A 26021-nucleotide genomic window follows, 5' to 3' on the forward strand; every position below is an offset into this window, starting at 1 on the left:
TCCCTCACTTCAACCGTTGTTGTTTTAATAGGTTTGCTACATTTTTAAATTTATACATCCTTTATATTTATCCTATGTGAAATGAAAAGATAATTCAATCTGAATGAACAATCCGTTCAAATTTCAAATATTTAATTTATACAAAGAGATAGACTAAATATTATTTTTTTAGCACTATTTTTCTTATTTTGATATTTTGTTGAATTTGTTAAAATAGAAATATATTTTATTTTCTAAGCGAATTTATGACACAGCTCATTAATAAAGGTGGCTTTCGTGAAAGAGCCAATAGAAGCCGAAAATATCAACAATCTGAAAACAAGCAAGTAGCTCTGCCTTCAAACAAGTATCAACCTCAAACTAAGCTCCAAGATAATCAAAACGAGATGATTCAAGCAAAAGCAGGTACTTCTGAAACTTCAGATGATTAACTGTTATAAATTAAAAAGGGCCTAAATCTTTTAGATTTAGGCCCTTTTTGTATAATAGATTAATTAATCTTTATTTTTATGCTCAATTTTCTTGTGGTCTGGAGTAACTTCTCTCGCTTCGCCATCAATAATACTAGAATCATGATATTGGCTACCACCACCTTGTTGATTATGCATATCCTGCATTTGACGCATTAAATCTGCAAATGGGTTTTGACCAGCACCTGCACCACCCATGCCGCCCATCATTTTGTTCATCATGGCTTGCTGACGTTTTGCCAGTGTTCTCATTGCAATATTACGAAACGCAGTTTGTACGCCCGGAATAAGAATTAAGAGCGCTAATACATCCGATACCAAACCTGGCAACATTAATAAAAAACCAGCAAAAGCATAAGCTAATTTTTTAGTCACAGTCGGATCATTACCCAATTGTCCAGTCATCTGCATTTGTTGTAATTGCGGCATAATACCAGCCGTACTATTACGAATAAGCGTTAGACCAATAAAGAAAGCAATAATGAACCAGAAAAACACATACCATCCACTGATGAACTGTGCTACGCCAATCCATACGGCAATTTCAACAATCGCGCCCAGAACCACAATAAGAAGTAAATTCATGTAAAACTTTATCTATCTCAAAAAGAAAATTCATTGCAGTTGTTACTACTTAACTAAACTCATCCATTTTTCATTTGAAATCATGGATTAAATTTAGTTGCGAAGCTTAGACAATGTTTTTGTTGTAACCTAAAATCATAGCTAAACTAAGGTTCTGCAATACTATAAATAAGACTGATTCTAACTTAATAAAACAGTCATACTCTATTATTAATGAGTGCTATATCAACTTTATCAAGTGTTTTTTCTACAAGATTGCAATTTTTTCATGAATTGGCCGATGCTTTTATCTATTAGCAGCTTTTCTATAAAATTTAACTTACATTTTTGATATCTAATAATTGATCTACTCAAGTTACATTAATTAGCTAAACTTCAAATTCAATCTTATAAGTCTTATGAACATTAAAGCACTCTTACTTATAACAAGCGCTATTTTTATTTCAGCCTGCTCACCTTATATAGTGACTGCTAATCCAAATCACAGCGCTTCAAAATCTGATGAAAAAGCAGAGAAAATTAAAAATTTATTTAACGAAGCACACACTACGGGTGTTTTAGTTATCCAACAAGGCCAAACTCAACAAAGCTATGGTAATGATCTTGCTCGTGCTTCGACCGAGTATGTACCTGCTTCGACCTTCAAAATGCTTAATGCTTTGATCGGCCTTGAGCACCATAAGGCAACCACCACAGAAGTATTTAAGTGGGATGGTAAAAAAAGGTTATTCCCAGAATGGGAAAAGGACATGACCCTAGGCGATGCCATGAAAGCTTCCGCTATTCCGGTTTATCAAGATTTAGCTCGTCGTATTGGACTTGAGCTCATGTCTAAGGAAGTGAAGCGTGTTGGTTATGGCAATGCAGATATCGGTACCCAAGTCGATAATTTTTGGCTGGTGGGTCCTTTAAAAATTACTCCTCAGCAAGAGGCACAGTTTGCTTACAAGCTAGCTAATAAAACGCTTCCATTTAGCCAAAAAGTCCAAGATGAAGTGCAATCCATGCTATTCATAGAAGAAAAGAATGGAAATAAAATATACGCAAAAAGTGGTTGGGGATGGGATGTAAACCCACAAGTAGGCTGGTTAACTGGATGGGTTGTTCAGCCTCAAGGGAATATTGTAGCGTTCTCCCTTAACTTAGAAATGAAAAAAGGAATACCTAGCTCTGTTCGAAAAGAGATTACTTATAAAAGCTTAGAACAATTAGGTATTTTATAGAGTTAGTTTATAGCCCAGTTCACTTTTACCATTTTGATCTGGGCCATTGCTATTTTAAAACTGATAATCTATCCATCCACTGGTTCAAATGGAGTATTCAAAATTAGTTGGTAAAAAGCAGCGTCAAGCCATTGCCCAAATTTAAAGCCCACTTGTTTAAAAGTACCAGCGTGGGTAAAGCCCATTTTCTCATGAAGGCCTATACTGGCTTGATTTGTCGCATCAATACAACCAATGAGCACATGAAGTTGAGCCTGTTGAGCACGTTGAATTAACGCTTGCATTAAAACTTTACTTAGACCACAGCCACGATGTTCATGATGAATATAGATACTATGCTCAACCGTATATTTATAAGCTGGAAACGCTCTAAATGTTCCCCAACTAGCAAATCCTAATAACTTACCTAACTCATCTACTACCCCAATGACAGGGAAACCATTTTCTCTTTTTACCGAAAACCATGTTTTCATTGAATCAAGTGAACGGGGAACATAGTCATACAATGCGGTAGAGTTAACAATCGCATCATTTAGAATTTCTAATATTGCTACCGCATGCTCTGCTTCATTACAATCAATTAAACGGAAATTAGAATCGAGGGAATAGTTCATAAAGATTCCTTAAGAGCGGGCACCAGTTGATTAGAAACGACTAAAATATAACGAGCAACTTGAGCTGAATGATTACTGTATATGACAGGTTGATCTAATTGCATTGCCAAGCAATCCCCTTGACCTAATGCATAAGAAGTTTCACCTAATTGAATTTCAATTTTCCCTTCAACGACCCAAAGCTGCTGCTGTACCACTCTAGAGCTTTCATTAGTTTCATAAGTAATTCGAGAATGAGGCGGAAATTCAATTTCAACAATCTGGAAGGGTAATTTTAAGTTCGGAGGTGAAACTGTACGGCGTATATAGCCAGTTTCCGGATCTCGCCACTCAGCTTGTTCATTCCGACGAATAAGCGGTTGAGATGATGAATTCCCTGCTTCATTCGTAAAAATTTGAGTTAAAGGTACTTCAAGACCATTTGCTAGTTTTTCAAGAACAACTGCCGTAGGACTCGTTTCTCCTCTTTCAATTAAAGAAATAGCTGAACGGCTAACTTGGCAACGGGCAGCTAATACATCTAAAGTATATCCACGTGCTAAACGCAGCTCTCGTATTCGATGTGCAATCCTTATATTGATATCATCCATTAAAGAAGCTCAATTCCATCATTATAGATAAGTATTCCATTAAAATAGAATTACATCAAATGATTTCAAACTCTTCATTATGAATATATGGAAAATTGGGTGGACAATATAAATCTTTAGGATTAAAAACCGAAAAATAACCATTCATAGCAGCATTCTTTAAATTACTCATGCAGAACCGATTTGGCTATGTAACAATACCCTCTAAACTATTTAAGTAAGTCTTCACATGCCATTGATTATTGGAATTGATCCAGGTTCACGCTTAACAGGTTACGGAATCATTGAAAAAGATGGTAGTAAACTACGTTTTGTTGATGCCGGTACAATCCGAACGGAAACTCAAGAGATGCCAGAGCGTTTGAAGCGTATTTTTGCTGGTGTTGAACGAATTGTGAAATTTCATGGTCCTACTGAAGCTGCGGTCGAGCAAGTCTTTATGGCACAGAACCCCGACTCTGCCTTAAAACTTGGTCAAGCCCGTGGAGCTGCTATAGCCGCTTTAGTGAATTTAGATTTACAAGTTGCAGAATATACTGCACGCCAGATTAAACAGTCTGTAGTGGGATATGGTGCTGCCGATAAAGAACAAGTACAAATGATGGTGATGCGTTTACTTAACCTGACCATTAAACCTCAAGCCGATGCAGCCGATGCTCTTGCTGCTGCAATTTGTCATGCCCACGCTTCAGGAAGTATGAGCAAACTAACCGTCTTGAATGCCTTAGGTGGTATGGCTCGTGGACGAAGTCGCTCTAGTAGCCGTAGACGCTAAAGTTTTATTGTTTATTGATTTACTACTTGAGTAATTGCTTGATTCATCTCATAAGCTTGTAAACCGCGCATGCCTTGTTTGGCAAGTTGGTCACCTGCCTGAGCATGGAGAGTTACGATCTCATGTAGGGTAACTGCTTTGTGGAACTGGGCTTTTAAGCTTGCAATCATGCCCGCCAACACATCTCCCATTCCACCAGTTCCCATACCTGCATTACCTTGCGTACAAATATACAAGTTATCTTCTAAAATTAAGCTGCCTGCTCCTTTAAGCACCCACTGGCCTGCATATTTTTGCTGCAACGCATAAATCGCAGCAATTCTGTCATTTTCAATTTGCCAAGTAGAACAACCAAGTAATGTAGCGGCCTCCCCCGGATGAGGTGTTGCATAAATATGTAAACTCAATTTTTCAGGCTGCTTTGCGAGAAACCATAGGGCATCTGCATCTAATACAACTTCTAAATGTGAAGTCTGATTTAAATAATTAAACCACTGTTGATAGATTTGCTGTGCCCATTCATCACGCCCTAAGCCCATGCCAAAACATACTGCATCAACCTGAGATAAAATCTCTTTAATACTGTTTTCATCGAAATTATTAATGTCACGTAGCATAATATTAGGAGCTCTCGACAAAATAGCCTGATGATGGTTTCGGTGACAAACTACCGTAACTTTGCCTGCTCCTGCATGAAAGGCAGCTTCAGCAGCCATAATGACAGCCCCGCCCATTTGCTCATGACCACCTATCACCAAAACATGTCCATAACTTCCCTTATGACCAAAAGCCAAACGTTTAGGAAGTCTGATATGTGTTGGTGTCAAGTAAGCAAGAGGTTTCAGGTCTTGGTCTACTGGAATTAAATTAATTAAATGAATTTGCCCCGCATACTCTTTACCTTGGCCTGTAAATAATCCAGCTTTAAGCCCTAAAACAGTAAATGTATAATCAACCCTTACAGCACAAGGTAAGACTCGTCCAGTATTTGCATGTAAGCCACTTGGTATATCAATTGAAATTTTTAACCCAGCTTGCTCGTTAAACTGTTGAATAGAATGTTGCCAATAATCATTTAACTCTCGATTTAAACCAATCCCAAATAACGCATCAATATGACAATCAAATGTTTTGTGTACCTCAAAACCTTGATGTATTTGAATGTGATTTACCTTAGCAAAATGGGCAGCGTGGTGTAAATCGGCTGACTCGCCCAATTCGGCTGCAAATATTTCAACATATAACCCTGCTTCCTTGAGATAACTTGCTATAAAGTAGCCATCACCAGCGTTATTACCTTGTCCACACCAAACAGCAATATTCTTAATATCTTGGTTTTGAAAAAGTACAATGAGTTGTTGAGTGATTGACCAAGCTGCTTGTTGCATTAAGCCTAATGATGAGTTTTGTGCAGCAAACCAACGTTGCTCCCATGCCTGGATATCTTGGCTATGGTAAACTACTGCCTGCATATTCTTATCCTCTTGCATTTTTCGGTTTTATGACATCTTCCAACACATCACGCATTGCAGTGCAACAAATTGATCCACATGAATTAAAAGCATGGATCAAAGCTCAAGCATTAGACTTGGGTTTTGCTGATTGTGTCATTGCCAAACCAGATGCTCAAGAGCAAATGCCACGTTTTTTAGAGTACCTTGAACGTGGTTATCATGCAGATATGACATACCTAGAAGAAAATTTGGAAAAGCGGGCTGATCCGACTCTATTAGTTCCCGGCACAAAAAGTATTATTTGCGTGCGTATGAATTATTTGGTGGAATCACCAAAGCCAAGATATGTACCTTTTGAACCCAACTCTGCGATTATCGCCCGTTATGCTCGTGGTCGTGATTACCATAAGGTGATGCGAGGCAGATTAAAAACATTAGCTACACGTATCCGTGAAAAAGTGGGAGATTTTGAATCTCGCCCTTTTGCAGACTCCGCACCGATATTTGAAAAATCATTAGCTGAAAGTGCTGGAATGGGCTGGACAGGTAAACATACTTTGCTCATTCATAAAAAGTCAGGTTCTTTCTTTGTCTTAGGTGAACTATTTACATCACTCGACTTACCTTTTGATGAACCTGCAACATCTCACTGTGGTTCTTGTAGTGCTTGTATTGATATTTGCCCAACTCAAGCGATTGTCGAACCTTATATGTTAGATGCTAGACGCTGTATTGCTTATTTAACAATCGAATATAAGGGAATTATTGATGAAGAATTACGTGCAGGTATTGGTAACCGAATATTTGGTTGTGATGACTGTCAATTAATTTGCCCGTGGAATAGCTTTGCTAAGACAGCTTCTATTACTGACTTTAACCCTAGACATGGTTTAGATAATATTAGTCTGCTTGATATCTGGCAGTGGGATGAAGCTACTTTTTTAGCCAATACAGAAGGTAGTCCAATACGACGCACAGGTTACCAGTCATTTAAGCGCAATATTGCTATCGGTTTAGGCAACGCACCATACTCAAAAGAAATTGTAGATCAGCTACACAAAGGCAAAAATTTACATGACGAAATCGTCAATGTGCATATTGATTGGGCAATTGAACAGCAACTTAATCAACTTCAGCGATCAAATTAAAAAAATGATGTTTTTTGCCCTATAGCTTTAATACGAATTCTGTATGATTATGTACAGTGAATTAATGCCATCATCATGGATATGACAATGACTCTACGTAATGATTGGACTCGTGAAGAAATCCAAGCTCTATATGAACAACCTTTTTTGGATTTAGTTTTTAAGGCTCAGCAAGTACACCGTGAGCACTTCACTGCCAATACAATTCAGGTCAGCACCCTTTTATCGATTAAAACGGGTAAATGTCCTGAAGATTGCAAATATTGCTCTCAATCTGCACATTACGATTCAAAATTAGAAGCAGAAAAACGTATTGCTGTTGAAAAAGTAATTAGCGAAGCAAAAGCTGCAAAAGATTCAGGTTCATCTCGTTTTTGTATGGGTGCTGCTTGGCGTAACCCACATGAACGCGATATGCCATATGTTTTAGAAATGGTACGTGAAGTTAAAGCATTAGGTATGGAAACCTGTATGACATTAGGTATGCTTAACCAATCACAAGCAGAACGTCTAAAAGATGCTGGTTTAGATTATTACAACCATAACCTAGATACTTCTCGTGAGTACTATTCTCACATTATTAGCACACGTACTTTTGATGACCGTTTGAATACTTTGGATTATGTACGCCAAGCAGGCATGAAAGTATGTAGTGGTGGTATTGTTGGTTTGGGTGAAAGCCGTGAAGATCGAATCGGTTTATTACACGAGTTAGCAACCTTACCTATTCACCCAGAATCTGTGCCAATTAACATGCTTGTACCAATTGAAGGTACACCTCTAGCTGATGTTGAAAAACTAGATGTTATTGAATGGATCCGCACTATTGCGGTAGCACGTATTGTTATGCCGCATAGTTATATTCGTTTATCTGCTGGTCGTGAATCTTTAAGTGATTCAGATCAAGCTTTAGCATTTATGGCAGGTGCAAACTCACTGTTTTCGGGTGATAAATTGCTTACTACTCCAAATGCAGGTGAAGGTAAAGACCAAGCATTATTTAACAAACTTGGTTTAACTGCTGAAAAGCCAAAACCAACTATTTCTGAATTATCAGTAGATGCGATGAGTGCTTAACCTCATCAAAATTGAAAAGCCCTGATCATTCAGGGCTTTTTTTCATTTATACAGAAGTGACTAATATGCCATAAGTAGCATTCAGAAAGGTTCCAACTCGAATAATATCCCTACCTGCCGCATGGGTAACCGATAATTCTTGGCTCAATACATCAAAGTGAAAAGTTTCAAAAACATCTTGATGGTGTAAGAGCCAAGTCACTGTATCTGCTATATTATCATCCGCAATATAAGTTAAGGCTTTAAAGTCTTTACTCATAAATAACTCTTAAAAATAAATTTTATGAATTTTATATGAGTTCATTCTACCTTAAAAGAAAATCTAAGCAGCCTTCGGATTCACTAATGAACGCCCCGACAATAAGCTTGTTAACGCTTTAGGTGAAAACTCTAAAGAAAGTACATGATTCTTTAAATTGATTGAGTGGCTACTAATCAATGGTAAAAGGCCCTCTTCTGTTTCTAAAACATACTCATCCGCAATGTTTAGAATACCTTCTAGATTTGTTGTGCTAGAGGCTAGATCGTGGCTAAAGACATCATAAATTGTTTGTAAATTAAACGTCGTGTTCTGTTCAGTAGGATGTTTGAGTAAATAGTCTTTTAAAAACAAGACTAATTTATGAGCAAAGAAAAAATAATTCGGTTTATACGTGTATTTCATGTTGTTCATGGAACCAAACTCCAGATGATCTTTTATTGAATTACAACTAAAACACTAGGAATTAAACCTTAAAATTTTCTTAAAAAAATAAATATATTTACACGATATATAAAAATTAATTTTAATAATGAAAATCAACTAGTTAATTTATCCAAAAATATATAATTTATATAAAATTACAATAAAAAAATCAATTCTTAAAAATTAAAAAACTTAAATGAAAATTATTATCAAATTAATTTAAATAAAATAATTTCATGATATTTTACCATATGGTATAAATTAAAATAAAAACCGCATTTATCAATAAAAAATAACCAATCAAAATACATAAAAATATAATGTTATTCTTGTTTTTTACTTGAAAGGTGCTATATTTCCACCGCATTACTTGATCAGAATAAAAGCACTGAAGAGTAATAAAGCGATATTTATTGAATATTCTGGGGATTTTATGAAAAAATTTATTTTTATTGCGGCTAGTTCTCTTTTTAATATTGCAGCAGCACAAGCAGCTGATGGTACGATCACTATTAATGGTTTAGTAACTGATAATACGTGTACGATTGATACTGGTGATAAAAATCTCACTGTAAATTTACCAACAGTATCATCTCAATCTTTGAAAAATGCGGGCGATGTTGCTGGTCGTACACCTTTTCAAATCAATTTAACGAATTGTGCTTCAGTTGGTAAAGTCGCGACTTATTTTGAACCAGGCGCAACAGTTGATTTTAATACTGGTCGACTATTGAACCAAGCTACCTCTGGTGCAGCTGCCAATGTCAACATCCAATTATTGGGTAGCAACAATGCAGTAATTCCTGTAATTGCGAAAGGCGCTTCTGGTGCACAAGATAACTCACAATGGGTAAATGTTTCTGCTGGGGGGAATGCCGATCTTAATTATTATGCTGAATATTATGCAACTGGAGCATCTACAGCGGGTACTGTAACGTCACAAGTGAAATACACTATTATTTATCAATAAATTAAAACCAGCTTCTATTTTTAAATAGAAGCTATATCTCATCTATTATTTATTATTGAGAATATGACTCATGCTTTTTCGTGGTCGTAAATTTTTTTGGGGAATGGCTTGTCTTCAAGCATTAATTGCTACTACAGGGCATGCCGAAATAGTACTTCATGGTACACGTGTAATCTATCCATCAGATGCTCGAGAAGTAAACTTACAACTCAGCAATAACGGTACAGCACCTTCCTTGGTTCAAGCTTGGATTGATGATGGAAACGCTAAATCAACTCCCGATGAAGCGAATGTCCCTTTTATCATTACACCACCTATTTCAAGAGTAGAACCCTCTAAAGGGCAAACTTTACGAATTACTGCACTACCTAATGCTTCTCAATTAAACCAAAATAAAGAAAGTGTATTTTGGCTTAATGTATTAGATATACCACCAAGGCCGGAAGGTAAAAAACAAGAAAATAATGAAGTATTAACCAATAATTTTCTTCAATTAGCGATACGTTCACGAATTAAGTTCTTTTATCGACCAGTAAGTCTAGAAGAAAATATTAATACATTAAGTGAAAAAATTCAGTGGGTAAAAAATGGTGAAAACTTGCTTATTAAAAACCCTACTCCCTTTTACATTACAATAAGCTCAGTTTTTCAAGAAATAAATCATCAAAAAACAGATTTATTAAAACAGGGTTTAATGCTTTCTCCTTTTTCAGAAGATCAAATAAAACTTAAAAATAGCAATATAACAAATATGAGCTTTGTTTATATAAATGATTATGGTGGAAGAATTGAACAAGTAATAAGGTTCTAAGCTTACCTACTTTTTAATTTAAACACCTACTCATGAACAGGCATAAAGACGATGTCAGAATGGTTCATATCCAGTATATGCTTTAAAAAGCGCACTACATATTATTTGGTATTGAGTCTCGCAATTAATATCCCCTTAACTGTATATGCATCAGACAATATAAATAGGGAAAATATTTTAAAAGTTGACTTTGATACTAATTTTTTAGTGGGAAATGCACAGAAAATTGATATTGGTCGATTTAAGTACGGCAATCCTATTTTACCGGGTGAATATAGTCTTGACGTCTATATTAATGGGCAGTGGTTAGGAAAACGAAAGTTTGTTTTTAAAAGTACTCATTCGAATGAGAATGCAAAGACCTGTTTTACCACAGATATGCTTTTAGAATATGGAGTTAAACCAGAAATTCTTCATCATGAAGTAAGTAGTACCCTTACCTGTAATGACTTGGACAAGTGGGTTAACGATGCCTTTTATCAATTTGATACTTCTCGTCTGAGACTTGATATTTCAATACCGCAAGTAGCTTTACAAAAGAATGCTCAAGGGTATGTCGACCCACGTTTATGGGACCGTGGTATAAATGCAGCTTTTTTTGCATACAATGCTTCTGCCTATCGTATTGTAAATAATAACCATGAAACAAATCATGCGTTTATGGGTACAAATGTTGGTCTAAATCTCTATGATTGGCAATTACGCCATACTGGGCAGTGGAAATGGCAAGATCATAATGAAATACAAGAAAAGGTTTCTTCCTACACATCAAATAATACATATGCCCAAAAGGCTTTTCCCAAGCTCAATAGTGTTGTTACTTTAGGTGATTATTTTACCAATAATAATTTTTTTGATGCCCTACCTTATCGTGGGATTAACATATCAAGTGATGACCGCATGCTTCCTAACAGTATGCTCGGATATGCTCCCCAAATTCGAGGTTATGCCAAAACCAATGCAAAAGTAGAGGTACGTCAGCAAGGAAATTTAATTTATCAAACGACTGTTACACCCGGAAGTTTTGAAATTAATGATCTTTATCCCACAGGCTTCGGTGGCGAATTACAAGTCTCTATATATGAAACAAATGGAGAAATTCAAAAGTTTTCTATTCCTTATGCTTCTGTCATTGAGATGCTAAGACCTAAAATGAGCCGATATTCTTTTACTTTGGGACATTTTAGAGATGCCAATATCAATCTAAAACCATGGCTAGTGCAAGGTAAATATCAAAGAGGTATCAATAACTATTTAACAAGCTATACAGGCTTTCAGGCAACTGAAAACTACCAGTCTTTTTTAATAGGTAGCGCATTTGCAACCCCAATCGGTGCAATTTCATTTGATGCAACTCAGTCGTCAGCTGAGTTCGAACAAAAGCCCACCCTTAAAGGACGAAGTTATCGTTTAAGTTATAACCGACTATTTACTCCAACCAACACCAATTTAACTTTAGCTACGTATAAATATTCCACAGAAAATTATTTGAAATTACGCGATTCAATTTTAATTCGAGACTTGCAACAACAAGATATTGATAGCTTTTCCGTGGGGAAACAAAAAAGTGAATTTCAGATCACATTAAACCAAGGCCTCCCAAATCAATGGGGTAATTTTTATTTAGTAGGCTCGTGGATTAATTATTGGAACCAGTCTAATCGTAATCAACAATTCCAATTTGGATATAGCAATCAATTTAAAGATCTGACTTACAGTATTTCTGCAATTACTCATGAGCTTGACCAAGAAAATCAAAATTCTGGTCATGAAACGCAATATTTGTTGTCTTTATCTTTTCCACTTCAATTTAAAAAAAATACCGTTAATTTTAATAGTTCTATTTCAGAAGATAGCCGAACTTTAGGAATGAGTGGTTATATCGGAAACCGCTTTGATTATGGCTCATCAATTTCATATCAAGATCAAGGACAAACAAGCCTAAATATCAATGGCACCTACCGTACTAACTATACAACTATAGGCGCTTCTTTTGGTCAGTCCGATACATACCAACAAGAAATGATCAATTTAAATGGAAGCTTGGTCGCTCACTCACAAGGTATTTTATTTGGCCCAGACCAAGTACAGACCATGGTATTGGTATATGCGCCTCAAGCGACTGGTGCTCGAGTCGGCAATACCTCTGGTCTAAGCATTAATAAACAAGGTTATGCTGTCATTCCTTATGTAACCCCCTATCGCTTAAATGACATTAGCCTTGACCCTCAAGGGATGCCATCAACTGTTGAACTTACGGAAACAAGTCATCGTATTGCCCCATATGCAGGATCGATCACTAAAGTTAACTTTTCAACAAAAACGGGATATGCAGTTTTTATTAGCACCCAAACACCTAATGGCGGCCATTTGCCATTTGCAGCACAAGTTTTTAATCAAAACAATGAAATAGTCGGAATGGTAGCCCAAGGTAGCCGGATTTATTTACGTACTCCCCTAACTCAAGATCATCTTTATGTGAAATGGGGACAAAGTAATAGTGAAGAATGTCAACTTGATTATGACATCCAATCAAAAATCTTACAGGAAAAACAATCAATTATTATGACAGAGGCAGTCTGCAAATGAAAAAAATGCTTATAAAGAGCGGTTTACTCATCACTAGTTTTTTTATTTATAACCAAACCTATGCCAACTGTACTTTAAGCAAGGGCTTTACCACAGTCGATATTCCAATGACGATTGGAACTATTGTAGTACGCCCGACAGATCCAATCGGAACAGTTCTCCAAAAGAATACTTTTACTATTTCACCTAATAATTCGACTGCAACTTGCAACCGTGTCAGTGACCAAATTACAGCGGCACTTCCATTAAACTATCCTGTTAGCTCGATTGGAAATAATGTGTATGCAACCAATATTCCGGGTATAGGTATTCGACTTTATAGAGAGGCATTCGACTCTACAGATTTTTCTGGATATTACCCTTATAAACGCAGCTTGACTCCTAATACAACATATACGCTTTCACCAGGATATTTTGTTATGGAAGTGATTAAAACTGCTGCAACTACAGGTTCAGGTGCATTAGTTGCTGGTCGTTACAGTACCTATTATGTAACAGGACAACAAAATCGCCCTTTCTTAACAACTACAGTATTGAGCAGCTCCCCTATTCTTATTGCATCATCTTCTTGTGAAATTCAAAACGGCATAGATACGGTTGTTCAGCTTCCCACTGTGATGAAATCAGGTTTTAGAGCTATTGGATCAACTCAAGGTGAGAAAAACTTTAATTTATCGATTCTTTGTAATGGTGGGGAAAATAACTCAGGTGTACCAACGAGTAATACTCTGAGTTTAAGCTTTGACTACATTTCTGACACTTCAAATAGTCAGGTTATTAATAACAGTGCTGCTGAGTCAACTAAAGCGAACGGAGTTGGTGTGGAATTGTTATGGAATATGAATGGCGCGAACAATCCTATTCGAAAAGGAAACAAACTAGATATTGGTACAGTAAGTTCTAACCAGACAGTACAGTACGATATTCCTTTAACAGCGCGTTATTATCAAACTGCTTCGAATGTAACAGCCGGTAAAGTCAAAGCTAATGCAACAGTAACGATCCAATATGATTAGTATTTCTTCTGAGCGCTAGAGCTTAGTAGTAATTAGTCGGCTTTATAGAATGAATAATTTTTAATTAATACTAAAAAAGTCAAATGATCACACACATTATTTTTTAAATTTTACTAATAAATAAATTAAAAAAATGCTCATAAGCGAAAAAAGCTAATGAGCATTAGTGATAACCACTTAACCTGAAATACAAATTGTGGGAAATAGATCACAATTTGCATGACTATAATTTCAAAATTTAGCTTAAATATCAAGTCTTTTTTTTAACAAAAGTTTGATAAATTTATTTAACCCCTTAATTTTAAATAAAAATAAATTAAAAATAAAGTTTGCAATTTCTATTTTACAGGCTTTCTAAAGAATTATCATTCTATTAATTCAAAAAACATAAATTTTATATATACGAATGTATAGTAAAATTAAAAAGTGCTTAATTAGGAGGGTTTAGTTAGAAGTAAATATTATGTAATTCGATAAATTATAAAGCTTTACACAACCTATAAGAAAAAAAACAAACACATATCTGGAAATATTTTTCAATTACAGCCTAACTTCAAGTTTTTATTACAAAACCACATGCTCATTATTTGGAAAATATTTTGTATTTTATTATTAAGTTTAGGGGCTTTCGGAGTTGGTTTAGGTATTAGTTATTTAGATTTTTTCTTATTTTTTATTGGTTTACTTTTTTTGCTGTGTTTTTTTCTAGCCTTGAAGCAAGCAAGAGAAGATGCAGGAAGTTTTCCTGATGAATAAAAATTAATTAAGCTAATTGAAGTCAAGGCTTAAGCAATATTAAACACGAAAAGATTCAAAACAATCTAAAAGAAAATCCATCACTACCCTTACTGCAGGACTACTCCGCAGATCTTCATGAATTACTAACCAAATTTCAGCACTCATTGGGTCATCATCAGGTAATTTTACTAAATGACCTTGCTGGCCTAAAAAATCAGGTAGTACAGCTAAACCAACTGCTCCACAAGTAGCCCGCCATTGAAGCTCAGGATGATTCGTAACCATAACAGGCTCTTTATAATTTAACCGTTGTTTTAGCTTTTGCTGTTTTTGTCCTTGAACTCCACCAACTTCAACACTAATCCACCCATAGTTTTCTTCTTGTATAGCATCCAAATATTCTTGGGCTGCATATATGCCAAAAGGAACTTCACCAGCTTTACACGCAATTAGATAATCATCTTTAGGGCGTCCAAAGCGAACTGCGATATCTGCTTCGCGATGCTGTAAGGAGGCATAATGAACATCACCGAGTATTCTCAATTGTAGCTCAGGATATTGACGATAAAACTTACCAAGATGAGGCATTACCAAATGTGCAGCCGTAGCTGGCGGTAGACTTACCGAAACTACTCCACTAATTTCCTGTTGTCCTGCCTGAGCCAGACGTTCAATAGAAAATGTTTCTTCCATCATACGTGTCACGATTTTGGCCAGACGCTCCCCCTCTGAAGTTAAAATATAAGTACGAGGTCTACGGTCCACTAATTTTAGTTTTAAATTATCTTCTAACTGGGCAATTCTTCTTGCAAGAGTAGCATGGTCAACACCTAACTTTCTTGCAGCAGCTGAAAGTGTCTTCTCTTCAGAAAAAACTGAAAAGTAATGTAAATTTTCCCAATCAATCATTGTGCAAATTTTCACATCAGAGATGAATTAATATGGAATTGTACACCTTTATGTGATTACTCAGAATAAAGACATTCTTTTTCGGAGCCCAATCATGAATAAATCAATGGTGTATGCCTATACTGGTGTTGTAATCACAATGCTGTTTTGGGGCTCGGCATTTAATGCGATGTCTTATGTGATTCAATATATGCCACCTCTTTCAGCAGCAGCTGAACGTTTTACAATTGCAAGCCTTGGTCTATTTATTCTTTTTGCAGCTATAGGAAAGCTACGTTGGGCCGCATTACGGCAAAATTTAGCTATCTATCTTATTATTGGAATTATAGGTATTGCCGGTTTTAACCTAGGCTGTTTCTATGGTTTACAAACCACCTCAGCAGTCAATGGCGCTTTAATCATGGCCACAACACCTTTAATTACTTTACTGTTAACAATTTTACTTGATGGAGAAAAACTAACACTTAATAAGTCTATTGGTGTTGTATTTGGCTTAAGTGGTGTACTTTTTGTTATTAGTCATGGCCATATTTCAACGCTACTACACTTAAAAATAGCAATCGGTGACTTATTCATCTTACTAGGTGGTGTCAGTTTTTGTTTAGCGAATGTGCTATCACGCCGTTATGTAAAAAATGCTACACCTTTAGAGACCACAACCTTTTCCATGATGTTCGGTGCTTTGACTTTAATCATATTAAGTGTAATTTTTGAGCACCCTTCTCAAGCAATTGCTATGGCGCCTATCACTGCACACTTAGCTATGGGATACGTTATTATTTGTTCTACCATGATTGCTTATTTATTTTGGTTTAATGGTATTCAAAAACTAGGTGCAGGCCGAGCATCAATCTTTTTTAACTTTGTTCCGGTTTTTAGTATGTTAGTTGCCTTGTTAGCTGGTCAATCACTTAATATCTGGCAACTTATAGGCACAGCTTTAGTCATGCTTGGCGTGATGAGTAGTGGAGGATTTATTCAGATTAAACGTCCTGCACTTATAGCTAAGCCTTGCACAAAGTAATAATCACACAAATTCATCTTAATTATTGCGTTGTAACAAAGAATGTATGTTTCTTTAAAACTTAACAAATGGTTGCCATATATAGTTTTAAAGCACAACAAGGAGAATTAAGATGAATTTGGATTTTACAACTATCGAAAAACAGGCCAAATTGCTCAAAGAAGAGCAAGAGAAACTAGAACAGCAAGATCATGATTTTCAGTTAGCTTTAGACAAGCATAGAGAATCTTTAAAAAATTTATTTAAAGAACTATTTCATGATCGAGAAATTAAAACAGAAAATGGAGGACAGTTTTGTGTAGTATTTGGTGATTTTAAAATATCTCTACTCATTGAAACAGCCAAATTCGAGAATGGTGTTCCTGTTAAATTAAATTCCGTTAATCCAATTATTGTTAAATTTAAAAAGGATAAGCCCGTTGCAAAAGCCCAATTTTCTGATGCAACCCAATATCTTGATAGTGGTTTTGAAACACCCCACTATCAGTACTATTACAAACACGATGATAAAACACAGTTAGTTCAATTTTCGGAGTTACCTGTATTTTTTCAAACAATCCTTGATGCAGAAGTCTGATTATCTGCCCTCAATGGAGGGCTTTTTTATAAACTGAATTTACGGATCAAACAGACTCATCTTTATAAAAATAGTCGTAACATCAGTTTCGTTTTCTCAACTCGTTTTAATTTACAAACAAAAAAATTTTAAGGTATCGGCTCAAAAAACCATTTGCTTCTTTTTCAAATAGCTTGTATATACATGTTTGTATTTGTTTATACATAAATGGATCTAATAATAGAAAAAGCTCTTAAAGGATAAGGAGAGTGTTATGGACTCATCAGCTGGGAAATCGAAAAGCGGATTTGTTGAAAACCGAAGTATTGACTTTATTCCTGAAAATGAAAGGCATGGCAGTATATTTGCCCAATTTACGCTTTGGTTCGGGGCCAATTTACAGATTACAGCTATTGTTACAGGTGCATTAGCCGTCGTATTAGGTGGTGATGTATTTTGGTCAATCATTGGCCTCTTTATTGGACAATGCTTTGGTGCTGCCGTCATGGCTTTACACGCAGCTCAAGGTCCAAAACTCGGCCTTCCACAAATGATTTCGAGTCGAGTCCAATTTGGGGTATATGGTGCCTGTATCCCCATCATTCTTGTTTGTCTTATGTATATTGGCTTTACGGCCACTGGTGAGGTACTCGCAGGTAAAGCAATTGCTCATCTAGCACAGGTGAGTAATACAACAGGTATTTTAATCTATGCTTGTTTTATTATTATATTTGCGACAATTGGCTATCGTTTAATTCATTGGGTAGGCAAAGTTGCAAGTGTTATTGGTTTAATTGCTTTTGTTATTATTTTAACTCAAATTTTAGCTCTCTCTAATATTTCAGAATTGCTTGCTGTACGGCATTTTAGCTGGTCATCATTTTTATTAGCAGTTTCTCTTTCTGCTTCTTGGCAAATTTCATTTGGACCTTATGTAGCAGATTATTCTCGTTATCTTCCTACAAAAACCTCTTCAACACGTGTATTTTGGGCAGTTGGGCTTGGGTCTTTAATAGGTTCCCAAATTTCAATGATGCTCGGTGTATTCATTGCTCAAGTCTCGAATGGTGGTTTTGTTAGCAATGAAGTTCAGTACGTTGTAGGCATGAATCCAATCGCTCTTGTGATTACTTTTTTATATTTTAGTATTGCATTCGGAAAGGTCACGTTATCTACACTTAATGCTTATGGCAGTTTTATGTGTATTGCGACCATTTGGAACAGTTTTAAGCCAAGTGCTCAAATTTCAAAATTAACGCGACTTACAATTGTTCTTGCAATGGTAATTATCTCAACATTTATTGCAGTTGTAGGTGAACATACTTTTTTAAGCGCATTCAAATCTTTTATTTTGTTTCTTCTTACATTTTTCATTCCTTGGAGTGCAATTAATTTAGTTGATTACTATTTTATTTCTAAAGAAGAATGCGATGTAGATGCCTTATATGACCCAAATGGTAAATATGGCCGCTGGAACACGATTGGAATCGCTTGTTATTGTATTGGTATCTTACTTCAGTTGCCCTTTATTGATAGTAAATTCTATAAAGGACAAATTGCCGAAATGTTGGGTGGAGTCGATTTATCCTGGTTAGTGGGATTGTTATCCACTGCAGTTTTATATTATGTACTGGCCAAAAGAGCTCAAATGAAAATTTCAAAAGCTCTTCAACTTGAACGAGTAAAATAATGTTAAGACGAGATATCAAAGTCTAAAATAATACTTTGATATCTCATTAATATTTTTCTACTGTTGAGCAGTACTTGGTTGTGCAGAGGCAGGCAATCCAAATAACTTATCGAATGTCCAATTAAATATGAATGTATAAATTGGAATGATAATAATAAATGCAACATCTAACCAAAATGCGGCAACAAGAGAAATATTCATCCACCACGCAATAAGCGGAATTAAGAACATTACTAAAGTAATTTGAAATCCGATCGCATGCGCAATTCTTCGTTTAACCGTACGCGACTTACTTTCTTGGCGAGCCTCCCATTTTTCATAAAGAATGTTGTAGATAAAGTTCCACGTTACCGCAATAGTAGTAATCATCACTGAAAGTGGTCCAGTGTGCTCTACACTATCTCCGGCCAAAAGAGCCAAACCTACTGATGAAATCACCATTCCAATAATTTCATATGAAGAAACATAAACAATACGACGTTTTAAACCTTGCATAATCTTTCAACTTTTATCACTTCTTTTTATTTTAGTTTCAGTTAAAATCACATATAAAGTTAACAGCTTTCAGTTCTACTGATATCAAAATGAATTTTAATAGTGAAAATATCGAACTTTTCTTAACCGTATTAGATACTGGATCTTTCTCGGCCGCGGCACGAAAGTTAAATCGAGTGCCATCAGCAGTGAGTATGGCAATTGCCAATATTGAAGCAGAACTTGGTTACCACTTATTTGAACGTACACACCGCAAAGTTATTCCTACCGCAGCGGCTTTAGCATTGGAACCTCAAGCCCGTATTATTGCTGAACAGCTTAGGCTATTAGCTACGCATGCTTATGAACTTTCACTTGGTCTTGAAAGTAAATTAAAAATAGGTGTGGTTTCAGATGCGAATACTGAATTACTTTTTAAAGCCATAAAGCAACTAGCAGAGAAGTTTCCCCTTCTTAACCTAGAAATTATTACAGCTCCTCAAGATGATATTTTAAATTTACTTTATACAGAAAATATTAGCCTTTGCCTTGCAGGTTCAAATCTCAATATAAAAATGCGTGAAAGCTTACAATTAGTAATGACAGAAACAGTTGTTGCTACGATCTCTGCTCATCATCCGTTTTTAAAAGAACAGAATAAGTTAAACACGATTGAAGAGTTAATTAATATTCGGCAAATTGTGGTCGCAAGTAGTGAGCTGGATATGGAAGACTCACGTTCAATCATTGGAGCAATGTACTGGAAAACGAATAGCTTACAAACAGCAATTAATATGGTCGAAGCTGGCTTAGGATGGGGAAATTTTCCCTTATCTTTGGTAAAAGAAAAGATTGAACAAGGCCACTTAGTTCAATTAGATTTTAAAAATACGAAAAATCATTTGCCTTTATCTATTTATCTCATTTGGCTTCAAGATAAACCGTTATCGAAAGCAGCCAGAGAGCTTGTCCAGATTGTTCAAGCAAACTTATCTCAAACTTGTCATTAAAAAACCGCCATTTAGACGGTTCTTTAGGAGCTATTTAGATTTATTAGACTCTATAACTTTTTCATCATAATGCTTATAACAATAGCCAAACATCGCACCTGCACTGAAGAAAAACATTGCTTTAAACATGATGACACTCCTATGCCTTATTGATTGAAAGTTAAACTTAGCATTTAGCCATGTTTCACTTTGAGTACTATTTAAATCAGTTTTGTTCATAATGAAAAATTACGTGACAATCTTTTTCAATTTATTAAAAACACTTATTTTGTTGATTTTATTATATTAATTTTCATAAAAAAACGAGAACTCTATGATTAAATTAAAGAAAGCAAAAAGCCTATTCATAATGAATAGGCTTCTTACTGTATTTCAGGACTAAGCAATAATAATAATTATCAAAAATACTCTACTACTGTATAAATTCCAAGTGTTTTAGTCAAGTATAAAATTGATCAATTACAAAAGGTTGTAGAAAATGAGAAACAATCTTCATTCTAGGTTTTATCCATAAAACTTACTTTAAATTTATACTATTTTTGACCCAGTACGGCTTCTATTTCTAGCTTTGAAAGGACAAAATTTTATAGGTTAATATTGATAGATTTAATAAGTTCATCTCGATAGGGACCAAGAATAATTTGCTCAACCTTGTTCATTCTATTACGCATATCCTGAGCATGAGCAATATTCTTAACGTCTAGCTTTTCTTCATACTGATCTGTTCTTTTGCTAGCTAATGGTTTATTAGTTAAATGATTTAACACAAAATAAAATGTTCTACGTAGATCTTGAAAAGTAAAAGAAAGATTACATTGCTCATTAATTTTTTTTCTAAATTTCGAAATATTAATAATATGACCAGATTCAGATTTTACAGATGGAAAAACCCACTCTCCTTTATTTTGTATTCTTCGTTTTTTCATCAGATGCCAAAGAAAGTTTCCCATATAAATTTTATAGTACACATTATTATATGGATTTATAAAAGAAAGAGTTCCTTCCTCTAAATCTATATTTTTCCAATGTAAAGATTCACACTCATTCCTAAAAAGCCCTGTTAATATAAGTGTTAATAAAAAATCCTTATTTGTTTCATTTTCCTGTCCCCTACCTTTATATTCAATAATTGCTTGCACCCACTTGGTTAGATTATCCACATCGATATAGTTTCTTCGAGGTGGAATTTCTTCCCAGAGCTGTTTCTTCTTTAACAAATTAACCGGGTTTATCCTTGGTATAATTACTTCACAATTTTTATTTTGATAATACATAATTGAAAAACGATAGACCGCTCTAAGTACACGCATAGATAAATTAGCTTTTGCATAACTATACTGAGATAGCTGAATATACTTTTCTTCAATCCTCTGTTCAGTAATATCAATCAGTTTAAGTTCACTTAAGTCTATTAAATATTTTTCTATAACTTCTCTATAGTCGGCTAATGTCCTTTCTTTTAACTCGTGGTGATTTATATATACTTGGAAAGCTTCATTGAGATAAGGCTGATCAATTTTCTCATTTAAACTATTTTTTAATATTTTATTATTTTTAATGCTTAAAGGGTTTGAGTCAGTTAACTCTTTTAACTTCTGCTGTGCAAGTATACGGGCGTCTTCAACAGTAATTTTTTCATAATCCCCTAATTTACAACGAATTGATTTCCCTTTTACTTTCTTCTCCACAATGTAAGTTTTATAAGAGTTATTTACACGAATAGCAAAGCCAATAATCTCACTGTCACGATAAATAGCCGGTGTGAGTTCAAGTTGATCGATAAATGACTTAGTTAGCTTTACTCGTGAAGTGCTCATAAGCTAGAATCCCTATCGCTTGTGATAATTAACAATATAGCAAAATATTTTTCAGGTCTACTGCTGCTACTTTTGAAAAATACTTGTGTTTAATAAAAAAATTGATTAGTATTGCAGGCACTGAAAAGCCTTGAGATTAAAAGCTTTTCTGATTATAGGGCCTATAGCTCAGTCGGTTAGAGCAGCGGACTCATAATCCGTTGGTCCACAGTTCGAGTCTGTGTGGGCCCACCAAATACAAACCCCAAAAACTTTAAGTTTTTGGGGTTTTTTAACTTTAGATATTTTTAAAATATAGCCAAATATCACTTCATTATTCAAAAATTGTTCAATTAAACATTAAAAGTCTTTTCCAATTTCCGTATTATTGAGCATTCCTTTTCAACCTTTAGGACTGTTATAAATGTTTGAGTTGATTATTTGACCTGTTCTTAAGCTAAATTTTGTTTCAGGATTGATTTCGAGTTTTCCATTTGAACATCCCAAAACTTTTCCCATAAATCACAATATTCGAGGCATAAGTTTTCTAAATAAGTGTAATCTTCTTCTGTACAAGCTTGCATTAAAATAAACCATAGATCTTCTTCATGATCGTCATCTGCTGCCTCAGCAGTTTCATCTTCAGATACTCCATGCACATGGTAATAGCCACCACCCTCGACCGCTATACCTACAGCACTGGTTGCTTTTCGTAAAGGTGGACTGTACAAAATAACTTCTTCTTCAGCTACAGCTAATAAAGCAGAAACGGCTTTATAGTCTTTATAGGAATTTTCTAGAAACTCTCTCACCTGATGTGCAATTTCTGTTGGTTGATAACTCTGGCGCTCTTCCTCCGTTACTTCAAAATCATCAAGCACATCTTCAAATAAAGGATAATGTGCATATTCTGGGTTACCTTGATAATAACCGTCTTTGTCGGTCCCAGGCCGAAACCCAAACTCATCAAATATGTTAAGACTCAAAAGACAGCGCGGAAACATCTTTGCACCTGCATGCAACCTAGGTTCTAACTGCTTTGTCTGGTATTGAGCCATTAATAAAGCATCTGTAAAAGTTTGTACGATTGCATGGCGATACTCTAAATGAATACGCTTTAAGTTTTCTTTATTAATTTCACCGTTATTTAAAGTTTCTATTGCAAGATGATGAGATACTGGATGTTTCGCGATCTTGGCTCTTAATTGATTTAAAAAATTAAGATTTTTGTCCCAAAGTTCAGCTGAAATGCTTTGTTTCATCCCTGCAAGTGCTTTTTTCCTAGGATTATTAAAGTCCTCAAATTTTTTAGGCATAATCCACTCTCATTAAACTTATTAATTTTTTAAATTTCCATATTCTATTTTAAAAACAAATAGTTAAGATAAAAATAAGACTCCTTTTATCGAAAATTCATATTAGAATTAAAATTCTACTAAATCAAATAGAATATTTTAAAAATTTAAAAATAATCTTGAGTAGCATTTATAATATTCACTTGAATAAAATTATGTTTTTGATTATGATTAATTTGATTAAAATTTTAAAATCTATATCAAGTAATAATTAGTTTCAATTATATGGAAATGTAATGTCAAAAAAAGAAGATATTATAAATACTGCTTTAGAACTTTTTAACCAAATTGGTTACAATGCTACAGGGGTAGACAAAATTATTGCTGAATCAAATGTAGCCAAGATGACTTTCTACAAATATTTTCCCTCTAAAGAAAGTTTAATCATGGAATGCCTACATCATCGAAATATTAATATACAAAATTCAATTTATGAAAAATTAAGCTTACATCCAGATGTGAGTCCAATTGAGAAAATACATCTAATTTTTAATTGGTATATTGACTGGATTAATAGTAAGAATTTTAATGGTTGCCTATTCAAAAAGGCTTTTATTGAAGTGTCTAAACAATACACCTCAATTCGTGAACCATTTCAAGAATATACAAACTGGCTTATAAATTTATTAAATAGTTTATTAGTAGAGCTAGATATTAAAGACCCTACTCCACTTACTCATATCATCATTTCAATTATTGATGGTATTATTATTGATGGGACAATTGATAAAGATCTGATTGATCCTTCTAAGAAATGGCAATATATTGAGTATTTGATTAAAACTGAAAATCCTTAATACTTCTAATATATACAATAATATTTTAAAAATTCAATTATATATTTTTCTATTATAAAATTAGAATATAATATTTAAAAATATTTTTAAATTAAAATAAATAAAATTTGTTTGGAAGATAATTTTCTACCTTTTTAGACAAACTCATATTAGAATTCTGCAACCTTATTGTCTCCCACATCTCTATGAAAAAGTTTTTAGGCAATTCTATCTTCAAAGCAGTTGGTTGGACCTATGATGCAGATCCTACAATTCTTGAGAAAAAACAAGTTATTATCGGTTTTGAACATACTTCTAACCTTGATGCGATCTTATCAATCGCTTTGTTTCAAATATTAGATTTAAAAATTCATACACTAATAAAAAAAGAACTTTTCAAAGGTCCAATGAAGCCTATCCTTGAAAAGCTAGGTGGCATTCCCGTTGACCGAAAAGCAAGCAAAGATATCGTCTCTCAAATGGTCGAAAAATTCCAAAGTAGCGATACATTTAACCTAGTGATTGCACCTGAAGCAACGCGTGCCAAAGATGGGTCGGAACGCAAACCTATTCGTACTGGTTTTTGGCATATTGCTAAGGCAGCAAATGTTCCAATTGTACTGATGTATGCAAATGCACGAACCAAAAAAGGCGGTATTTTAGGTAAGATTTATCCTACCGACTTACAAAAAGATCTTGAAACGATTAAAGAACTTTATGCGCAATATGATATTGATGTAAAAATTAACTAGCTAACTCTCTCATGAAGTTTGAGCCTATTTTTTATGTAAATTTAGGCTCTCTAAGCTTATTTAATTGGCTAACAAAACGTAAGGCAACAGTTTTCAAGAAAACTATGCCTATGCTAATATTCTGTCACTTTTGCATTTTTTAATTTTTGGAGTTCACTTCCATGGCGGGTCATTCTAAATGGGCCAATATTAAGCATCGTAAAGCGAAACAAGATGCCAGTCGCGGTAAAGTTTTTACTAAATATATTCGTGAAATTGTCACTGCTGCAAAACTTGGTGGTGCAGATCCTGCCAGTAACCCTCGCCTTCGTGCTGTTGTCGAAAAAGCGCTTTCTGTCAACATGACACGAGATACCATTAACCGTGCAATTCAACGCGGTGTGGGTGGTGAAGATAATGATGATTTAAAAGAAGTAACCTACGAAGGTTATGGTGTAGGTGGTGTTGCTGTTCTTGTTGAAACAATGACAGACAACCTGAACCGTACAGTTCCAGATGTTCGCCATTGTTTCAGCAAAACTAATGGTAACTTAGGTACCGCAGGTTCTGTTGCTTACCTATTTACCAAACGTGGTGAGATTACTTTTGACGATGTTTCTTTAGAAGATAAGATCATGGACGTTGCTTTAGAAGCTGGTGCAGAAGATATTGAAGTTTCAGAAGATGAAATTTTAGTAATCACTTCTCCAGAGACTTTTGGTGAGGTTCAAGATGCTCTTGCAGCTGCTGGTTTAAAATCAGACAATGCTGAAGTAGTGATGAGCCCTTCTACTAAAGCAGAAATCACTGATATTGATCAAGCTAAACAAGTGATGAAACTCATTGATATGCTTGAAGATTTAGACGATGTACAAAACGTTTATACAAACGTTGAGTTTAGTGATGAAGTTTTAGCGCAACTTGATGCCTAAGACGAGAAAACGCACCAACTGGT

The 26021-nt window shown here is 34.9% G+C and carries 27 protein-coding genes and 1 tRNA gene; 18 read left to right on the top strand and 10 right to left on the bottom strand.

All coding sequences use genetic code 11. From position 1 onward, the window contains the following. The first annotated feature begins 245 nt into the window (after positions 1-245). Positions 246-431: a hypothetical protein gene (locus tag MKL36_RS15300; RefSeq protein WP_000192620.1), complete on the top strand. Its 186-nt coding sequence runs from the start codon at positions 246-248 to the stop codon at positions 429-431. Between the two features lie 63 nt (positions 432-494). Here MKL36_RS15300 and MKL36_RS15305 read toward each other — a convergent pair whose 3' ends face one another. Further along, on the bottom strand, positions 495-1055 hold the full coding sequence (locus MKL36_RS15305; protein WP_001050727.1) for an FxsA family protein: 561 nt from the start codon (positions 1053-1055) through the stop codon (positions 495-497). Positions 1056-1453: 398 nt separating this feature from the next. Between MKL36_RS15305 and MKL36_RS15310 the strand changes: the two genes are divergently transcribed. After that, the gene (locus MKL36_RS15310; protein ID WP_001021782.1) at positions 1454-2278 is read left to right on the top strand and encodes an OXA-51 family carbapenem-hydrolyzing class D beta-lactamase OXA-65; all 825 of its coding nucleotides are present in this window, start codon (positions 1454-1456) and stop codon (positions 2276-2278) included. A 68-nt stretch (positions 2279-2346) separates the two neighbouring features. On the opposite strand, the gene MKL36_RS15315 is transcribed toward MKL36_RS15310, so the two are convergent. Both MKL36_RS15315 and MKL36_RS15320 read right to left on the bottom strand, forming a co-directional pair. Continuing rightward, positions 2347-2892: a GNAT family N-acetyltransferase gene (locus MKL36_RS15315; protein ID WP_001109743.1), complete on the bottom strand. Its 546-nt coding sequence runs from the start codon at positions 2890-2892 to the stop codon at positions 2347-2349. Next, positions 2889-3482: a helix-turn-helix domain-containing protein gene (locus MKL36_RS15320; protein ID WP_000340963.1), complete on the bottom strand. Its 594-nt coding sequence runs from the start codon at positions 3480-3482 to the stop codon at positions 2889-2891. Before MKL36_RS15320 ends, MKL36_RS15315 begins: the two co-directional genes overlap by 4 nt. 229 nt (positions 3483-3711) lie before the next feature. Here MKL36_RS15320 and ruvC point away from each other — a divergent pair, with 229 nt between their 5' ends. Then, positions 3712-4257 carry a crossover junction endodeoxyribonuclease RuvC gene (gene ruvC, locus MKL36_RS15325; protein WP_001128330.1) on the top strand — a complete coding sequence of 182 codons (546 nt, stop codon included), beginning with the start codon at positions 3712-3714 and terminating at the stop codon, positions 4255-4257. An 11-nt stretch (positions 4258-4268) separates the two neighbouring features. Here ruvC and MKL36_RS15330 read toward each other — a convergent pair whose 3' ends face one another. Then, complete coding sequence (locus tag MKL36_RS15330) at positions 4269-5729, bottom strand: NAD(P)H-hydrate dehydratase (RefSeq protein WP_021510837.1); 1461 nt, start codon at positions 5727-5729, stop codon at positions 4269-4271. Between the two features lie 29 nt (positions 5730-5758). On the opposite strand from MKL36_RS15330, the gene queG reads away from it, so the two are divergent. Both queG and bioB read left to right on the top strand, forming a co-directional pair. After that, positions 5759-6859, top strand: coding sequence for a tRNA epoxyqueuosine(34) reductase QueG (gene queG / locus MKL36_RS15335; RefSeq protein ID WP_021510838.1), 1101 nt, complete (start codon positions 5759-5761; stop codon positions 6857-6859). Positions 6860-6946: 87 nt separating this feature from the next. Beyond that, a complete protein-coding gene (bioB, locus tag MKL36_RS15340; RefSeq protein WP_021510839.1) occupies positions 6947-7936 on the top strand; it encodes a biotin synthase BioB in 990 nt (329 codons plus the stop codon). A 46-nt stretch (positions 7937-7982) separates the two neighbouring features. Here bioB and MKL36_RS15345 read toward each other — a convergent pair whose 3' ends face one another. Both MKL36_RS15345 and MKL36_RS15350 read right to left on the bottom strand, forming a co-directional pair. After that, entirely contained in the window at positions 7983-8195 is a 213-nt protein-coding gene (locus tag MKL36_RS15345; RefSeq protein WP_000030993.1) for a hypothetical protein, read from the bottom strand. 63 nt (positions 8196-8258) lie between these two features. Beyond that, entirely contained in the window at positions 8259-8609 is a 351-nt protein-coding gene (locus MKL36_RS15350) for a hypothetical protein (RefSeq protein WP_001061891.1), read from the bottom strand. A gap of 445 nt (positions 8610-9054) precedes the next feature. Between MKL36_RS15350 and MKL36_RS15355 the strand changes: the two genes are divergently transcribed. From MKL36_RS15355 to MKL36_RS15375, 5 genes are all read left to right on the top strand, one after another. Then, positions 9055-9591, top strand: coding sequence for a fimbrial protein (locus MKL36_RS15355; protein ID WP_000713424.1), 537 nt, complete (start codon positions 9055-9057; stop codon positions 9589-9591). Between the two features lie 70 nt (positions 9592-9661). Next, positions 9662-10402: a fimbrial biogenesis chaperone gene (locus MKL36_RS15360; protein WP_000898891.1), complete on the top strand. Its 741-nt coding sequence runs from the start codon at positions 9662-9664 to the stop codon at positions 10400-10402. A gap of 51 nt (positions 10403-10453) precedes the next feature. Further along, a complete protein-coding gene (locus tag MKL36_RS15365) occupies positions 10454-12991 on the top strand; it encodes a fimbria/pilus outer membrane usher protein (protein ID WP_139845145.1) in 2538 nt (845 codons plus the stop codon). Further along, positions 12988-14007 carry a fimbrial protein gene (locus MKL36_RS15370; RefSeq protein WP_021510841.1) on the top strand — a complete coding sequence of 340 codons (1020 nt, stop codon included), beginning with the start codon at positions 12988-12990 and terminating at the stop codon, positions 14005-14007. The genes MKL36_RS15365 and MKL36_RS15370 overlap by 4 nt, the downstream gene beginning before the upstream one ends. Before the next feature lie 576 nt (positions 14008-14583). Then, positions 14584-14763 (top strand): hypothetical protein, encoded by a 180-nt coding sequence (locus MKL36_RS15375; protein ID WP_000905609.1) that lies wholly within the window; start codon positions 14584-14586, stop codon positions 14761-14763. A 39-nt stretch (positions 14764-14802) separates the two neighbouring features. Here MKL36_RS15375 and MKL36_RS15380 read toward each other — a convergent pair whose 3' ends face one another. Then, positions 14803-15654 carry a LysR family transcriptional regulator gene (locus MKL36_RS15380; protein WP_021510842.1) on the bottom strand — a complete coding sequence of 284 codons (852 nt, stop codon included), beginning with the start codon at positions 15652-15654 and terminating at the stop codon, positions 14803-14805. Between the two features lie 94 nt (positions 15655-15748). Here MKL36_RS15380 and MKL36_RS15385 point away from each other — a divergent pair, with 94 nt between their 5' ends. The 3 genes from MKL36_RS15385 to MKL36_RS15395 all read left to right on the top strand — a co-directional run bounded on the left by MKL36_RS15385 (position 15749) and on the right by MKL36_RS15395 (position 18924). Next, positions 15749-16678 carry a DMT family transporter gene (locus tag MKL36_RS15385; RefSeq protein WP_001043467.1) on the top strand — a complete coding sequence of 310 codons (930 nt, stop codon included), beginning with the start codon at positions 15749-15751 and terminating at the stop codon, positions 16676-16678. Positions 16679-16790: 112 nt separating this feature from the next. Then, on the top strand, positions 16791-17255 hold the full coding sequence (locus MKL36_RS15390) for a hypothetical protein (protein ID WP_001046933.1): 465 nt from the start codon (positions 16791-16793) through the stop codon (positions 17253-17255). A gap of 253 nt (positions 17256-17508) precedes the next feature. Further along, the gene (locus tag MKL36_RS15395; protein ID WP_021510843.1) at positions 17509-18924 is read left to right on the top strand and encodes a purine-cytosine permease family protein; all 1416 of its coding nucleotides are present in this window, start codon (positions 17509-17511) and stop codon (positions 18922-18924) included. Between the two features lie 57 nt (positions 18925-18981). Here the strand turns inward: MKL36_RS15395 and MKL36_RS15400 are convergent, their stop codons facing one another. Beyond that, entirely contained in the window at positions 18982-19419 is a 438-nt protein-coding gene (locus tag MKL36_RS15400) for a PACE efflux transporter (RefSeq protein WP_001161759.1), read from the bottom strand. A gap of 89 nt (positions 19420-19508) precedes the next feature. Between MKL36_RS15400 and MKL36_RS15405 the strand changes: the two genes are divergently transcribed. Further along, on the top strand, positions 19509-20408 hold the full coding sequence (locus MKL36_RS15405) for a LysR family transcriptional regulator (protein WP_001010560.1): 900 nt from the start codon (positions 19509-19511) through the stop codon (positions 20406-20408). Positions 20409-20992: 584 nt separating this feature from the next. On the opposite strand, the gene MKL36_RS15410 is transcribed toward MKL36_RS15405, so the two are convergent. Then, positions 20993-22225, bottom strand: coding sequence for an integrase family protein (locus MKL36_RS15410; protein ID WP_021510844.1), 1233 nt, complete (start codon positions 22223-22225; stop codon positions 20993-20995). 157 nt (positions 22226-22382) lie between these two features. Here MKL36_RS15410 and MKL36_RS15415 point away from each other — a divergent pair. Further along, positions 22383-22459: transfer RNA gene (locus MKL36_RS15415), tRNA-Ile, on the top strand. Between the two features lie 197 nt (positions 22460-22656). Here the strand turns inward: MKL36_RS15415 and MKL36_RS15420 are convergent. Beyond that, a complete protein-coding gene (locus MKL36_RS15420) occupies positions 22657-23520 on the bottom strand; it encodes a hypothetical protein (protein ID WP_021510845.1) in 864 nt (287 codons plus the stop codon). 275 nt (positions 23521-23795) lie between these two features. On the opposite strand from MKL36_RS15420, the gene MKL36_RS15425 reads away from it, so the two are divergent. The 3 genes from MKL36_RS15425 (at position 23796) to MKL36_RS15435 (ending at position 25998) form a co-directional block, all read left to right on the top strand. Further along, the gene (locus MKL36_RS15425) at positions 23796-24356 is read left to right on the top strand and encodes a TetR/AcrR family transcriptional regulator (protein ID WP_000037166.1); all 561 of its coding nucleotides are present in this window, start codon (positions 23796-23798) and stop codon (positions 24354-24356) included. Between the two features lie 185 nt (positions 24357-24541). Then, positions 24542-25087, top strand: a complete 546-nt coding sequence (locus tag MKL36_RS15430) for a 1-acyl-sn-glycerol-3-phosphate acyltransferase (protein ID WP_000713973.1) — start codon at positions 24542-24544, stop codon at positions 25085-25087. Between the two features lie 161 nt (positions 25088-25248). After that, the gene (locus MKL36_RS15435; protein ID WP_000907230.1) at positions 25249-25998 is read left to right on the top strand and encodes a YebC/PmpR family DNA-binding transcriptional regulator; all 750 of its coding nucleotides are present in this window, start codon (positions 25249-25251) and stop codon (positions 25996-25998) included. Positions 25999-26021 lie beyond the last annotated feature (23 nt).

This window comes from Acinetobacter sp. AOR12_HL (assembly GCF_027855275.1).
Lineage (GTDB): Bacteria > Pseudomonadota > Gammaproteobacteria > Pseudomonadales > Moraxellaceae > Acinetobacter > Acinetobacter baumannii.